Here is a 14,011-nt window from a genome sequence, read left to right as displayed (position 1 = left end):
CTGCAGGGGGGACCCTGTGGGAGAGTAGGACGCCGCCGAACAATCATTGTGGGAAAGCCCCGCACCGTCATGGTGCGGGGCTTTTCTGCGTTCACAGGAGTGTTCTGTTCAGCGCATTCCGAATCCGAATCGCGCCAGGTAGTGCCATACGCGCTTGAGCGTCTGCTCGTCGTACCGGCCGGTGCGGGCCGCCTCGCCGAGGATGTGGGGGGTCAGCCGGCCTGCGACGGCTATGTCCGCGCCGAGGTCGACGTACTCCTGGCCGCGGTATTCGGGGTGACGGCGGAGCTCGTCGACCGTGAGCAGGTAGCCCTGGTGCCATTCGGTCGGGCAGGGGAGTCTGGCGGCCGCGGCCTCGACCGGCGTGCCGCGATGACTGGGGTCCAGTACGAGAGCGGCGACATCGCGTTCCAGCCGGACGGGCGTGTGGACCTGGGCCTCGATGTAGTCGTCGAGGGCGTCCTGATCGTCCGCCTCGGCCAGCGCGATCAGGGACATGCGATCCGCGACGCCGAAGAAATCCGGTTCGAGGTAGCTGTCCGGGTAGCAGAAGGTGGTCAGCGGCAGTGCGTCCGGCGTGAGGCGGAAGTGCGCCGAGCCGAAACGCGGGGCGGCGCCGGCAGGATGGCGGCGGAAGTTCAGGGCGCCGTACACCGGGCGGGCCTCCGGTGGGGCGTCGTCGTAGGCGCCGCCGAAGATGCGGCTCTCCCACAGCCAGCGGGCGCCCCCGGGATGGGCGGTGAGACCGCCGTTGCTCGTACCCGTGACGAACTGGGAGCGGTACACGCCGTCCTCGGCCAGAGCGGCGAGGATCGGACGGTCGCCGGACCATCGGTCGGGATGGAAGTTGAGGGTCACCGGGACAGTCGGGTCCAAGGGGCTGCCGTGAGACCGGGCGGTAACGTAGTCGATGGCTCTGACGTGCGGATTCATGGCTGAAGTCTGACTGATGGATGGTTAGGATCTCCGCTCATGAACGAGCTGCAGTACGTGATACGCCCGGTGCGCGCCGACGAGTGGGCGAAGGTGAAGGAACTGAGGATCGCCGGGCTCATGGACCCCGCGGCCCCGGTCGCCTTCCTCGAGACGGTCGAGCAGGCCGAGGGACACCCCGACGAGTTCTGGAAGGGGCGGGCCGCGGGGGCGTCGCACGGACGGGCCGCCCGGCAGTTCGTCGCCGAGGCCTCCGACGGCCGGTGGGTCGGTACGGTGTCCGTCCTCGTCGAGGAGGGCGGGACCGTCGACTTCTTCGACCAGCCCGTCGAGCGGGCGCAGGGACATGTGGTCGGGGTGTTCGTACGGCCCGAGCAGCGCGGGACCGGGCTGACCGAAGCCCTGTTCGCGGCCGCGGTGGAGTGGGCCTGGGAGCTGGAGGAGCCGGCCCTGGAACGCGTACGGCTCTTCGTGCACGAGGACAACGCGCGGGCCGACGCCTTCTACCGGAAGTACGGCTTCGAGGCGACGGGCATCGTCGTGCCGGTGCCCGGGAACCCGGCCGCCAAGGAGCTGGAGTACGTGCTCCGGCGGCCCGTCACCGTCTAGAGGGCGGCTCCGGGCCAGCGGGAGCGGGCCTGCTCGCGGCTGCGGCACAGGGCGAGGAGGGGCAGCGTGTCCACGGCCAGCAGCTCCGGGAGCTGGGGGACGGGGGCCACGGCCGCGACGTCTTCCAGCACCAGGGAGAGTGGTGGGTCGAGCCGACCGTGGGATGACCGTGCGGCCATGCGGCGGCCGTGCTCGACCACGTGAGAGGCGAGTGCGGTCAGCAACGGCATCGCACCCGGGTGGGTGCGAGGGTCCTCCAGTGCTTCACCCACCACATACAGGCTGCCCCCTTCGGACAGGAACGAAGCCAAAGTGAGCGAATCCGTTCGGTTCGGATTGCAGGCTTCGCGGATGTGGATCGAGGTGAGGCAGGAGAGGGCACGTGCCGTCAGATGCAGGGAGAGCTCGCGGCGTTCGGGGTGCGCGGTCAGGGCGCTCTCCAGCTCGCCGGCGGCGCCCGCCGCGGCGTCGGGGTGGGTGCGCAGGATGCGTACGGGGTCCTGGGCGCTGTTGCCCTGGGCCCAGCGGTGGAGCTGTTTGAACGGGCGGCCGTCGAGGTCGGCGGCCTGGAGCCAGCTGCGCAGGAGCGTTTCGGCAGTGTCGGCCACCGCCTCGTCCATCCGGGCCTGCGGGCGTACGGGGGCCAGCAGGGCCACCGCGCGGGCGGCGGCGGTGTCACGGTGGGCGCAGCCCTCGGCGGGGTTCCAGTGCATGCGGGCCGGGGTGTCGCACAGGTGGGAGGGGTCGTAGAGGAGCACCGGGCCGAGTTTGGCGCGGGCGTCCTTGGTCTCGGCCCAGAGGGTCGGGGAGGAGGTGACGATCAGGGCGGCGCCCTCGATCTCGCCGATGCGGGTGGCCGCGGCGCGCAGGCGGTCGTTCGGGCCACCGTACGTGAGCTCCTGCGGGGCGGTAGCGGGGGTGGTGGTCGTCGCTGTCGGCCGGGGCGCGTAGCCGAAGCCGTAGCGGTAGGCCTCGTCGGTCGGGCCGGTGTGGGGGGCGGTGGAGCTGCCCCCGGGCCCCCGTGCCGCGAACGCCGGCCCGGCTGGATGGGTGGGGGCCGCCGCCGGGATCGTGGCCGCGCTGATCGGCTGGGTGGGAGGCGTCGGGGTGGGAGCCGGCGGGGAGGCGGGCTCCGGTGCCGGTGCCGGGGCGCCCTTGGACTGCGCGGGCAGGGGGGTGAACGCGTGCGGCGTGGGGGGCGGGCCGGCCTGCCGGGCCAGGGCGCGGCGGGCCTTGGTGCGGGCGACGACGCCGATCACGAAGACGGTCAGCACGAACAGGATCAGCAGTTGGCTGACGAACAGGCCCCAGAACAGGCCCCAGCCGGAGAGGGCCGCCGGGTCGGTGTCGGGCCAGGCGGCCGGGATGTCGTGCGGCTGCGCTGTCAGGGCGCGGACGGCCGTCGGGGTCCGGGTGAAGGTGACGCTGTCGGGCCAGGAGCCGCGGGCGAAGAGTGCGGCCAGGCCGGTGGCCGTCCAGACGAGGACGGCCAGGCCGAGGAGGAAGGCCAGCAGGGCGACCAGCAGGCCGTCCGGGATGCCGCCGCCGCGTGCGGCAGGTTCCGTGCGTCGTGCGTCGTGCATGGTCAGGCCACCGTGGTCGCGGATCCGGGGCTGCCGCTGCCGCGGCTGCGTTCGATGGACAGGGCGCGTTCCTCCGCTTCCAGTTCGGCGGCGAGGAGGTCGGCGGGCAGGCGGGGCGGGGCCGAGGATTCGGTCATGGCGCGGTCGGTGAAGACCAGGGGGCGTTCGGCTTCGGTGATCAGGTGTTTGACGACCTGGACGTTGCCGTTGACGTCCCAGACGGCGATGCCGGGGGTGAGGGTCGGGATGATCTCCACGGCCCAGCGGGGCAGGCCCAGTACGCGGCCGGTGGCGCGGGCTTCGTCGGCTTTCTGGGCGTAGATGGTGCGGGTGGAGGCCATCTTGAGGATGGCGGCTGCCTCGCGGGCGGCGGCGCCGTCGACGACGTCGGAGAGGTGGTGGACGACGGCGACGAAGGACAGGCCGAGGCGGCGGCCGAACTTCAGGAGGCGCTGGAACAGCTGGGCGACGAAGGGGCTGTTGATGATGTGCCAGGCCTCTTCGACGAGGAAGATGCGCTTCTTTCGGTCGGGCCGGATCCAGGTGTGCTCCAGCCACACGCCGACGATCGCCATGAGGATGGGCATGGCGATGGAGTTGCGGTCGATGTGGGAGAGGTCGAAGACGATCAGGGGGGCGTCGAGGTCGATGCCGACGGTCGTGGGGCCGTCGAACATGCCGCGCAGGTCGCCGTCGACGAGGCGGTCGAGGACGAGTGCCACGTCGAGGCCCCAGGCCCGGACATCGTCTATGTCGACGTTCATGGCGAGCGCGGACTCGGCTTCGGGGTGGCGCAGTTGTTCCACGATGTCGGTCAGGACGGGCTGGCGGTCGCGGATGGTGTCGATTACGTGGGCGTGGGCCACCTTGAGGGCGAAGCCGGCGCGTTCGTCGAGGCCGTGGCCCATGGCCACTTCGATGATGGTCCGGAGCAGCGCGAGCTGGCCGGTCGTGGTGATGGCCGGGTCGAGGGGGTTGAGGCGGATCCCGGAGTCGTTGGCGGCGATCGGGTCCAGGCGGATGGGGGTTATTCCCAGCTGCTGGGCGATCAGGTTCCATTCGCCGACGCCGTCCTCGCCCTGGGCGTCGAGGACGACGACCTGGCGGTCCTTGAAGCGGAGCTGGCGCAGGACGTAGGTCTTCTCCAGGGCGGACTTGCCGTTGCCGGATTCGCCGAGGACCAGCCAGTGGGGGGCCGGGAGCTGCTGGCCGTACAGCTGGAAGGGGTCGTAGATGTAGCCCTTGCCGCTGTAGACCTCGCGGCCGATGATGACGCCGGAGTCGCCGAGGCCGGGGGCGGCCGTGGGCAGGTAGACGGCTTGCGCCTGCCCGGTGGAGGTGCGTACGGGCAGGCGCGTGGTTTCGACTTTGCCGAAGAGGAAGCTGGTGAAGGCGTCCGTCAGCGCTGTCATGGGATCTCGCATGGGCGGGTCTTCCCTCCAGCTAGCGTCGGATGCCGGTCGCGAACGGCAGGGTGTTGACGAAGGCGCGGTGGTGCTCGCGGTCGCACCATTCCAGCTTCAGGTAGGACTTGCCGGCCGAGGCGCGGATGGTGCGCTTGTCGCGGGCGAGGGCCTCCGGTGAACGTGAGGACACCGTGATGTACCCGACCAGGTTGACCCCGGCAGCGCCGCTGGCGAGATCTTCACCCCTCTGGTCGAGCCGGCCGTGGGCGGCGATGTCGCGGGGGTCGACGGTGCGGTTCATTTTCGCGGCGCGGGAGGCGTCGGCCTCGTCGTTGGTCTTCTCGGTGAGCATGCGCTCGATGGCGACCTCGGTGGGCTCCAGGTCCATGGTGACGGCGACGGTGCGGATGACGTCGGGGGTGTGGACGAGGAGGGGGGCGAGGAAGTTCACGCCGACGGGGGTCATGGGCCATTCCTTGACCCAGGCGGTGGCGTGGCACCAGGGGGCGCGGGTGGAGGACTCGCGGGTCTTGGCCTGGAGGTAGGTCGCTTCGACGGCGTCGAGTTCGGCGGGCCAGGCGTTGCGCTTGGTCATGGCCTGGATGTGGTCGATGGGGTGGTCCGGGTCGTACATGGAGTGCACGAGGGAGGCGAGGCGGCCCTGGCCGAGGGGCTGGCGGACGCGGATGTCGGCTTCGGCCAGGCGGGCGCAGATGTCGGTGAGCTCGCGGGCCATGACGATGGCGAGGCCGGCGTCGCGGTCGAGCTTGCGGCCCTTGTGGGGGGTGGAGGCGCGGGCGATGGTGACGGCCTCGGCGGCGAGGTCGCGGGTGTAGTGCATGCAGGCGACGAGGTAGGCGCGGTGCTGCTCGGAGGAGGTGGACACCATCGACTGGAGCTGGTCGTAGGAGTCGCGGAGCCAGACGGGGGCCTGGGTGTCGCCGCGCTGGGCGACGTCCTTGGCGTGGGCGTCGGGGTCGGCGGGCAGGGTGCGGGCGAGCATCTGGAGGCGGGTGACGAAGCCGTCGCCGTTGGCGACGTGCTTGAGGAGGGTGCCGAAGCGGTCGACGAGGGCCTCCTGGTCCTCGCTGTCGCGCAGGCCGACGCCGGGGCCCTCGATCTCGATGGCGGCGGTGACGGTGCGGCGGTCGGCGTGCAGGAGTACGGCGATCTCGTCGGGGCCGAAGGGCGCGGCGAGCCAGCTGATGCGGCCGATGCCGGGGGGCGGGCCGACCTCGACCTCGCGGCCGTCGGCGGCGCGGACGCCGGCTTCCATGGCGCCGGAGCGGTAGGTGGTGCCGCGGCGCAGGGTGCGTTTGTAGCTGCGGCTGATCTCGAACCAGCGGTAGAAGGTGCGGCCCTTGTACGGGACGTACACGGCGGCGAGTGCGAGCACGGGGAAGCCGACGAGGCTGACGATGCGCAGGGTCAGGTCGGGGACGAGCAGTCCGCTCATCATGCCGAAGAACGCCCCCGTGATGATGAGGGCGATCTCGCCGGTCTCGCGGTTCTTGCCGACGATCGCGTTCGGCCGGGCGCGGCCGATGAGATACGTGCGGCGGGGCGCGACCGGGTGCAGCTGGTGGGACTGGGTCGTCAACGCCCGTCACCTCCTGTGTTCCTCGTGCCTGAGCTCGTGCGGGGCGGGGGTGCGGCGGAGGGGACAGATCCGCCGCCGGCCCCGCCGCCGGAGGTGGGGCGGCTGCTGTGGGCGGCCACGCCTCCGGAGAGGGGGTTGGCGGGGCGGGGCGCCGCGCCGCCGCCGTCGCCTCCGCGGTGGGCGCCGCGGCTGCTGTGGGTCTTGATGCCCTGGGAGACGAGGGAGGCCGGGGAGCTGATGACGGCGGCTGCCTGGGCTCCGTCGGTGGCCTTGCTGCGGCCGGCGCGGGCGGCGGCGATCTCGTCGCCGAAGCCGGGGACGAAGCGGTAGATCATCGCGGAGGCGAAGATCGCCAGGAGGATGATGGAGAGGCCGGTGACGACGGCGGAGAAGGCGTTCGGGCCCTGGTCGCCGGTGAGGGCGCCGGCGAGGCCGAGGACGATGACGATGACCGGCTTCACGAGGATGACGGCGATCATGATGCCGGCCCAGCGGCGGACGTGGCCCCAGAGGTTGCGGTCGACCAGCCCGGAGTAGACGACGACGCCGAGGAGGGCGCCGACGTAGAGGAGGGCGGCCCGGATGAAGAGTTCGAGGAAGAGGATGCCGGCGGCGAGGACGGTGACGAGGGAGACGACGATCAGCATGATCGGGCCGCCGCCGATGTCGTTGCCCTTCTTGAGGGCCTCGGAGAAGGAGCCGAAGAAGACGTCGGTCTGGCCGCCGGTGGCGGAGGCGATGACCTCGGTGACGCCGTCGGTGGCGGAGACGACGGTGTAGAGGATCAGGGGGGTGAAGGCGGAGGCCAGGACGGTGAGCCAGAGGAAGCCGATGGCTTCGGAGAGGGCGGTGGTGAGGGGGACGCCGCGGACGGCTCGCTTGGCGACGGCGAAGAGCCAGAGGACGAGCGTGAGGATGGTGGAGGCGGCGAAGACGACGGCGTACTGCTTGAGGAAGGCGGCGTTGGTGAAGTCGACGTTCGCGCTGCCGTTGACTGCTTCGCTGAGCTTGGTGACGATCCAGGAGGCGGCGTCGGCGCAGCCTTTGGCGAGGGAGGCCAGGGGGTTGAGGGCGTCGGCCGGGTCGCTGGGCGCGAGGCCGGTGCGGGGGGCTCCGCTTTCGCCGCGCTCGCAGTACTCCCTGGCCGGACCGGCGATCAGCGAGCAGGGGTCTTTGCTCGCGCTCGTTGAGGGGGTGGGCGTCGGGTCCGGCGCGGCAATCGCCCGCGCTGCGAAGAGAACGACTGCGGTCTGGACGGCTGCGGTGATCGCGCCGATCCTTCGGAGCGAGGGCCGGTTGCTACCGTGCATAGGTGAACCCTCCGAATTCGGTGACCGCGCTGCCGATCTCGTCGGAGGTGGAGACGGGGACATCGCCGGTGACCGGTGTGGGGCCGTCCTTCTGCGAGGTCTCGACCACCTTCCAGTCCGATCCGTTCCACTTGAGAGTCATCGAGATCGTGAACCAGCTGCTGGTAACGGGGCGCGTGGACTTGTCGCCGGTCAGGCCGAACATGCCGATGCACCACACATCGACTGAAGCGGACACGGCGGAGAAGTTCTTGACTTTGGATCCGGCCGGGACCGTGCGGTTGACGAACGTTGCGCCGGTCGGAGCCAAGCCGTCCTTGGTGAGGCCGATCTGGGTGAGCAGGCTCGCTGAGTAGTCGGCGTCGAAGGCGGCCTGCAGTTTCGCGCGGCTGCCTTCTTCCGCCATGGCATCCACGATCGAGCGGCGCCGTGCCGGGTTGAACATGCCGTCGGAGCCGAGGGCGACCGCGTAGTTGGCGGCGGCCGACTGGGCGCCCTGTTCGTCGTGGGCGAAGCCCTTCGGGATGCCGGCGGTTTTGCCGGTGACCGGGTCGGTGCCCGTGGCTGCCGTGGCGGCGGCGGCCGGGGCTTCGTCCGAGGGGCGGTCGTCGGGGGTGTCCGGGGACTGGTTGGCGAAGGCGATGGCGGCGATCAGGAGGACCACCACGCCGACCACGGTGACCAGGCTGCGGGGGGCGCGGGAGGTGCGGCGGGTGGGGCCGTACGGGTCGGCGGGGGGTTCGGGGAGGCGGGTGCGGGTCTGGCCCGTGCCGCCGACCTCGCCGTAGCCGGCGCCGCCGTACTGGTCGTCGTTGCTCATTCCGTTTCCGCCCCCTCCGCGTCGTTCGACGGTAGCGCTGGTTCCCGCGTGGACGCGGTGTGGTGAGTCCCCATCAGGTCGGGCCACCGGTGGTCGGTCGGGCTAGACGGCCATTCCGTAGACGATCGTGAAGAGCGTGCCGAGCGAGCCGATGATGAAGACGCCCGTGAGGCCCGCCACGATCAGGCCCTTGCCCTGTTCCGCGCTGAACGTGTCGCGCAGGGCGGTCGCGCCGATGCGCTGTTTGGCCGCGCCCCAGATGGCGATGCCGAGGCAGAGGAGGATCGCCACGGCCATGACCACCTCGATCATGACCTTCGCTTCGTTGCCGAGACTGCCGAACGGCCCCCAGTTCGGGGCGATTCCGCCGATGATGGTGGTGATGTCGCCCTTTTCGGCTGCCAGGATCATGTAACTCACCGCCCCTGTATGGGTAGTTCCGGAAGCCCACTGCCCGGCGGCAGGGGTTACGCACTATCTTCGCTGATGAAACCGCCGCCGTCGTCGACTTGTCGGCTCTCTTTACCCGATCTCGCGGCCTGCGACCGGCTTCCGTGCTCTGACCTGGGCCGGACCGGCGTCCATGCGCAAGAACGTGCGGTCACTCTGTGTATCACGGGGGGTGACGCCGGGCAATGATTGTCCTCTCGGCGTACGGGGGGCGGGGCCAGGGGCCGCCGTTCGGAGCAGTGGGGGCGCGTGTCGTTGGGCCGACTCGCTGACATATGTCCGACATTCCGTCAGTAATCCATCCGTACCCGGGGTTGCGGGTGAAGCTCCACGTCGTCAGGTAGGACGACGCGGAGAGGGAAGGATGGGTTCCGTGATTGGCCGGCCCGGCATGTCCGGTGCCGTGCGGGCGTACGAAGTCGAAGGTCGAGCGGGGTTTCGCGGGGTCCCGACGGGCCTGCGGGGGCTCAGGGGTCGCCGGGGCCGTGCGTGGACATCGACACGGCCGGGGTTCCCGGGTCGGTGTCGGGTGCCGAGTACGGCGCGGCGCTGACCGGGGGAGGACGTACGTCGGCTACCGGAGCGCGCCGACGGGTGGCTACGGGGGGAAGGACCTGACCGAATCCCCGGCAGACGCCGGTTGTCCGAGGGACGCCTGCGGGGTGTCCGTCAAGGTCGCGGACCGGGTCCACATGAAGGTGCTCACCATCGCCGGGGCCGTCTTCGAGACTCGTGCACGCCGGCGCCGGCCTGCGGCGCTGACCTGCATGCTGGGTCGGGCCGCCGTCATCAACCCCTGAACGCCCGGGATCCGTGGAGCCGCTGCGTTGTCAGTGGGGTGCGGCAGGCTGGAGGGATGACGACTACCTGGACTCTTGCCGATCTTGAGGCGGCCATTCGCGCGGGGTGGTCCGCGGACACCTGCGAGCCGACCGACATCAGCCGGGTGCCCTGGACTCCGGAGAATCCGGCGTGGGGGCAGTGCGACATCACCGCCCTGCTCGTGCAGGACCTCGTGGGCGGGGACCTGGTGCTGGGTGAGGTGTTCCACGAGGGCCGGCAGGAGGGCTACCACTGGTGGAACCTGCTGCCCGGCGGCATCCGGGTCGATCTGACGAGGGAGCAGTTCCGGCGGGGTGAGGTGGTCACGCCCGGGCGGGTGGTCAAGCGGCCGGGCGGGCGGCTGAAGCGGCGCTGGGAGGAGTACCAGCTGCTGCGGCAGCGGGTCATCGACAAGCTGGGTCCGCTGCCGGGCGTGCTGGTGACGGGGGATGGCCGGCGCCTCGCCTACACGGACTTCGGTGGTCCGGGGGCGCCGCTGCTGGCGCTGCACGGGCACTTCGGGTCGGGGGCCGACTTCGAGCGGCTGGCCCGGGAGGTGGGTCCGGCATGGCGGGTGATCGCCCTGGACCAGCGTGGGCAGGGGGATTCCGACCGGGCGGCGGAGTACACGAGGGAGGGGTACGTCGCGGACGCGGCCGCGCTGCTGGAGCACGTGGGGCTGGGGCCCGCGGTGGTTCTGGGACATTCGCTGGGCGGGGTCAACGCGTACCAGCTGGCCGCGCGGCGGCCGGATCTGGTGCGGGCGCTGGTGGTCGAGGACATCGGGGCGGTGGTCGACGGCGACCTGTCCTTCGCGCGGGCGTGGCCGCGGCGGGCCACGACCCGGGCCGGCCTCCTGGCGGGGGTGGGGAGTGCGGCGCCGTATCTGGAGGGGGCGGTACGGGAGTACCCGGACGGGTGGGGGACCGCGTTCGAGGTGGAGGACATGGTGGAGTCCCAGCGCGGGCTGAACGGGGACCACTGGGAGGACTGGCTGCGGGTGCGGACGCCGACGCTGCTGCTACGGGGGGACCGGAGCGGGGTGCTGTCGGCGGAGCACGCACGGGAGATGACGGTGCGAAGGGCGGGAGTCCGGCTGGTGGAGCTGACGGCGGGGCACGCGGTGCGGTCGGGGGACCCGGAGGGGTACTTCGCCGCGGTGCGGGGCTTCCTGGCGAGGCTCGGCCGGGCCGACGACAGGGCCTGAGGGCCGGGCGGCTGGGCGGCAGGGCGGCAGGGCATGCCGGCCGGGTCGCCTGGGCCGGCGGCCGGCACCGGGCCGGGCCGGCGGTGCCGCGGGCTCGGCCCGGTGCCGGGCGAGGGGGTACGGGGTCGGCCGGCGCCGGGCCTGGGCGATACCGGGCTGGCGGATCGGCCGGGCGGCCTGTGCTGTTGGGACGGCTGCGGCGTTGAGATGTCGGGCTGCCGGAGCGGGGCTGTCCAGTCCGCTGTGGCGCCGTGCGGTGGGCACCTGGGGTCGCCCTGGTATCGGCTCGTTCCTCTGTGGTGTTGTCGCGGGCTGGCGGATGGCCGGGTTGCTGGCTGCTCGGTGGCGCCGGCAGGTGCGGGTGACGGGTCGGTTGCGGCGGTGAGGTGTCGGGCTGCTCGGCCCGGGGGTGGCTGGTGCGCGGCCCCGGGGTGGCCGGGTGTCGGCTTCGCACCGGCGTTGCTTTGCGTTGCGGGCTGCGGATCGGCCGGGCCGCTGGGCCGGCCCCGGGCTGCAGGGTCGGCTGTGGACCCGGGCGCCGTGGGTGCCCGGTTGGTTGCCGGGGCCGGTCTGTCGGGATGGCTGGGTGTCGGTTGTCGGGTCGGCTACCGCCGAGCCGCCGAGCTGGTGGGTTGGTGGGGGCGGCGGGTTGCCCGGATGCCGGGCCGCTGTGGCGTTGTGTCGCGGGCTGCCGGATCGGCGTCGGGCTGCGGGGACGCCGGGTTGGCTGGGGCACTGGGCCTCGGGTCCGCCGTGGCGACACTCGGCTGTGGCGCCCGGCGGTGGGCTGCCCGGCCACTGGGTTGTCGGCGCCAGGCCGCGATGGCGCCGGGTCGGCTGCGGCGCTGCTGGAACCGGGCTGTCCGGTCGGTCGTGGCGACAGGTTGACCGGCGCCGAGTGGACGAGCCGCTGAGATGCGCGCCGGTCGGTGGTGCCCGACTGCGGGGGCGCCGACCGTCAGGTTGCCGTGGCGCAGGACTGCCGGGGCGTCCGTGACGGGCATGAACAGCATCGGCAGGGCCCACGGTGGGCAGCCGGCTGCCGTCACCGCCCAGCTGGTTGCGGGGTCTTCTGTGGTGCTTGAGTGGTACCCGACGGGTCGGCGGCTCGGCGCAGCCGTCGGACTGCCGGCAGTCCGACGGCAGTCCGACGGCACCGCTGTCCCGGCAGCCCGGGTGGTGTGATGCGGGTCATGGGAACTCGGGTGGGGCGGCGGACAGCCGACAGGAGTGACCACAGAGATGCGAACTCGGGTGCGGTCCGGTGATCCGGACGCCTATGCGGAGCTGTTCGACAGCTACTCCCGCACCCTCTACAACCATGCCTTCCGGATGACCGGGGACTGGGCCGTCGCGGAGGACGTCATGTCGGCGGCCTTCATGGAGGCGTGGCGGCTGCGCGGCACGGTCGATCCCGAGGGCGGTTCCCTCCGGCCCTGGCTCCTGGGGATCACCACCAACCTCGCCCGCAACCACTGCCGCAGCAACCGTCGCTTCCGGGCCGCCGCCGCTGCCGCCGCCGCGGCGGCAGCGGCCGGGGGCGCGGTCGTACCCGATCACGCCGACGAGGTGGCCGGCCGGCTGGACGACCGGCAGCAGATCGCGGCGACGCTGGCCCGTCTGAGTGCGCTGCGCGGCCCCGAGCGCGAGGTGCTGCTGCTGTGCCTGTGCGAGGGCCTGGAGTACGCCGAGGCCGCCCGGGTCCTCGGCATTCCGGTCGGAACCGTGCGCTCCCGGCTCTCCAGGGCCCGTACGAAGCTGCGCAGACTCGCCGACGCGGAACTGAAGAAGAACAGACGGGAACTCGCGGCCCGGTCCCGACAGACACATGAGGACCGCGCGAAGACGGTCCGGTCCGCACAGGAGGGAATCTGATGAACGCCGACCTTTCCCGGCCCCACCCGGCCGGTCGGGAGGACGACTCCTCCCTCCGCCCGACGTTCGTCGAACGGGAACTTCCCGCGGGCCGCCACCAGTTCCACAAGGAGCGACTGATGGCCCAGATCCACGAAGACCTCCGAGCCGCCGACGCCGGCAGTGCCACCCCTGCCCGTGGGGCGGGGTCGCGCAACCCCTTCCTGCGCCGTGCGTTCCTGGTGCCCGCGGCTGCGTTCGCCCTGGCGGGCGCGCTCGCGGCCGGGTTCCTCACGTACGTGGACCGGGGCGCCGCGGACGGACCGGGCTCCACGATCGCCACGGGGCCGGCGATGACCACCCGGATCGGGACCGCCGAGGCCGAGGGCACGGCGGAGCTCCTGGACCGGATCTCCCTGGCGGCCGCCTCCGTCGGTCCTGGCGTGAAGGTGCGCCCGGACCAGTTCATCTACATCGGGAGCAAGACGGCCAACACCTACGTGAAGACCGTCGGCGACACGAGCAGCCTGGTCAGCCAGGAGCTGCACATGCGCCACACGTGGAACTCCCCCGACGGCCTCAAGGGCTGGCTGATCGAGCCCGGAGCCACGGGCCCCGGGGGCCTGACCCTGGACCGGCCCAAGGAGAACGGCAAGGACATGCAGCCGGGCCTCAACGCGCCCAGCCACGACTACCTCGCCGGGCTGCCCACCGACCCCGACGTGCTGCTGAAGAAGATCTACGAGGAGACCCGCGGGAAGGGGCGTGGCCCCGACCAGCAGGCCTTCACCACGATCGGTGACCTGCTGCGGGAAACCTACCCGCCGGCGGAGCTGGCGGCCGCGCTCTACCGGACCGCGGCGAAGATCCCCGGTGTGGTGACGGTCGATGACGCGGTCGATGCCGCGGGCCGTCACGGGATCGCGGTCGCGCGGATGGACGAGGAGAACGGCCAGCGGGAGGAGTGGATCTTCGACCGGGAGACGCTGGAGTTCCTCGGGGAGCGGGTCGTCCAGGTGCGGGGTGACTCCGGTGAGGACGGGCTGATCAAGGAGGGCACGGTGGTGTTCACCAATGCCGTGATGACACGGGGTGTCGTCGACCGGATGAAGGAGATGCCGGGGGCGGGAGGCTGACGCCCTTCGCCTGCGGCGGGCTTGGCCGCCTTGGCCGCCTTGGCGGGCTTGGCGGGTGGGGTGCGGGGTGGTGCCGGTGCGTTGTCGGGTGCGGCGTCGTTGCGGGGGCGCTGCCCCCGGGATCCCGGACGCCGTTGTGGGGGCGCTGCCCCCGGGCCCCCGCGCCTCGAACGCCGGCGGGGCCGGAAGATCGGGGCTCCGCCCCGGACCCCGCGCCTCGAACGTCGGCGGGCGGGCTGGGGTGGTGCGGCCGAGCCGGAGGGTGCGGCGGAGCTCGAAGA

The 14,011-nt window shown here is 72.0% G+C and carries 12 protein-coding genes; 5 read left to right on the top strand and 7 right to left on the bottom strand.

Features of this window, described 5'->3' with window-relative positions:
• Nucleotides 1–108 precede the first annotated feature (108 nt).
• Nucleotides 109–933 (bottom strand): DUF3626 domain-containing protein, encoded by an 825-nt coding sequence (locus ACIPXC_RS32160; RefSeq protein WP_401625195.1) that lies wholly within the window; start codon nt 931–933, stop codon nt 109–111.
• A gap of 48 nt (nt 934–981) precedes the next feature.
• Between ACIPXC_RS32160 and ACIPXC_RS32155 the strand changes: the two genes are divergently transcribed.
• Complete coding sequence (locus tag ACIPXC_RS32155) at nt 982–1,542, top strand: GNAT family N-acetyltransferase (RefSeq protein ID WP_401625201.1); 561 nt, start codon at nt 982–984, stop codon at nt 1,540–1,542.
• On the opposite strand, the gene ACIPXC_RS32150 is transcribed toward ACIPXC_RS32155, so the two are convergent.
• The 6 genes from ACIPXC_RS32150 to ACIPXC_RS32125 all read right to left on the bottom strand — a co-directional run bounded on the left by ACIPXC_RS32150 (nt 1,539) and on the right by ACIPXC_RS32125 (nt 8,672).
• The gene (locus ACIPXC_RS32150; RefSeq protein WP_401625192.1) at nt 1,539–3,125 is read right to left on the bottom strand and encodes a type VI secretion protein; all 1,587 of its coding nucleotides are present in this window, start codon (nt 3,123–3,125) and stop codon (nt 1,539–1,541) included. The two genes, ACIPXC_RS32155 and ACIPXC_RS32150, sit on opposite strands and share 4 nt — an antisense overlap.
• Nucleotides 3,126–3,127: 2 nt before the next feature.
• Nucleotides 3,128–4,549 (bottom strand): ATP-binding protein, encoded by a 1,422-nt coding sequence (locus ACIPXC_RS32145; protein ID WP_401625189.1) that lies wholly within the window; start codon nt 4,547–4,549, stop codon nt 3,128–3,130.
• A gap of 19 nt (nt 4,550–4,568) precedes the next feature.
• Nucleotides 4,569–6,131: an SCO6880 family protein gene (locus ACIPXC_RS32140; protein ID WP_401625187.1), complete on the bottom strand. Its 1,563-nt coding sequence runs from the start codon at nt 6,129–6,131 to the stop codon at nt 4,569–4,571.
• Nucleotides 6,128–7,441, bottom strand: a complete 1,314-nt coding sequence (locus tag ACIPXC_RS32135; protein WP_401625184.1) for a hypothetical protein — start codon at nt 7,439–7,441, stop codon at nt 6,128–6,130. The genes ACIPXC_RS32140 and ACIPXC_RS32135 overlap by 4 nt, the downstream gene beginning before the upstream one ends.
• On the bottom strand, nt 7,431–8,261 hold the full coding sequence (locus tag ACIPXC_RS32130; protein ID WP_401625181.1) for a hypothetical protein: 831 nt from the start codon (nt 8,259–8,261) through the stop codon (nt 7,431–7,433). The genes ACIPXC_RS32135 and ACIPXC_RS32130 overlap by 11 nt, the downstream gene beginning before the upstream one ends.
• Before the next feature lie 102 nt (nt 8,262–8,363).
• Nucleotides 8,364–8,672, bottom strand: a complete 309-nt coding sequence (locus ACIPXC_RS32125) for a hypothetical protein (RefSeq protein WP_008742356.1) — start codon at nt 8,670–8,672, stop codon at nt 8,364–8,366.
• A 701-nt stretch (nt 8,673–9,373) separates the two neighbouring features.
• Between ACIPXC_RS32125 and ACIPXC_RS32120 the strand changes: the two genes are divergently transcribed.
• From ACIPXC_RS32120 to ACIPXC_RS32105, 4 genes are all read left to right on the top strand, one after another.
• On the top strand, nt 9,374–9,511 hold the full coding sequence (locus ACIPXC_RS32120; protein WP_401625179.1) for a hypothetical protein: 138 nt from the start codon (nt 9,374–9,376) through the stop codon (nt 9,509–9,511).
• 56 nt (nt 9,512–9,567) lie between these two features.
• On the top strand, nt 9,568–10,740 hold the full coding sequence (locus ACIPXC_RS32115) for an alpha/beta fold hydrolase (RefSeq protein WP_401625176.1): 1,173 nt from the start codon (nt 9,568–9,570) through the stop codon (nt 10,738–10,740).
• A 1,242-nt stretch (nt 10,741–11,982) separates the two neighbouring features.
• Nucleotides 11,983–12,615, top strand: a complete 633-nt coding sequence (locus tag ACIPXC_RS32110; protein ID WP_401625173.1) for an RNA polymerase sigma factor — start codon at nt 11,983–11,985, stop codon at nt 12,613–12,615.
• Nucleotides 12,615–13,730, top strand: a complete 1,116-nt coding sequence (locus ACIPXC_RS32105) for a CU044_5270 family protein (protein WP_401625170.1) — start codon at nt 12,615–12,617, stop codon at nt 13,728–13,730. Before ACIPXC_RS32110 ends, ACIPXC_RS32105 begins: the two co-directional genes overlap by 1 nt.
• Nucleotides 13,731–14,011 lie beyond the last annotated feature (281 nt).

This window comes from Streptomyces sp. NPDC090021 (assembly GCF_044748225.1).
Taxonomy (GTDB): Bacteria; Actinomycetota; Actinomycetes; order Streptomycetales; family Streptomycetaceae; genus Streptomyces.
Note: the sequence above shows the minus strand (reverse complement) of the source record. Positions and strands in the feature narration are given on the sequence as shown.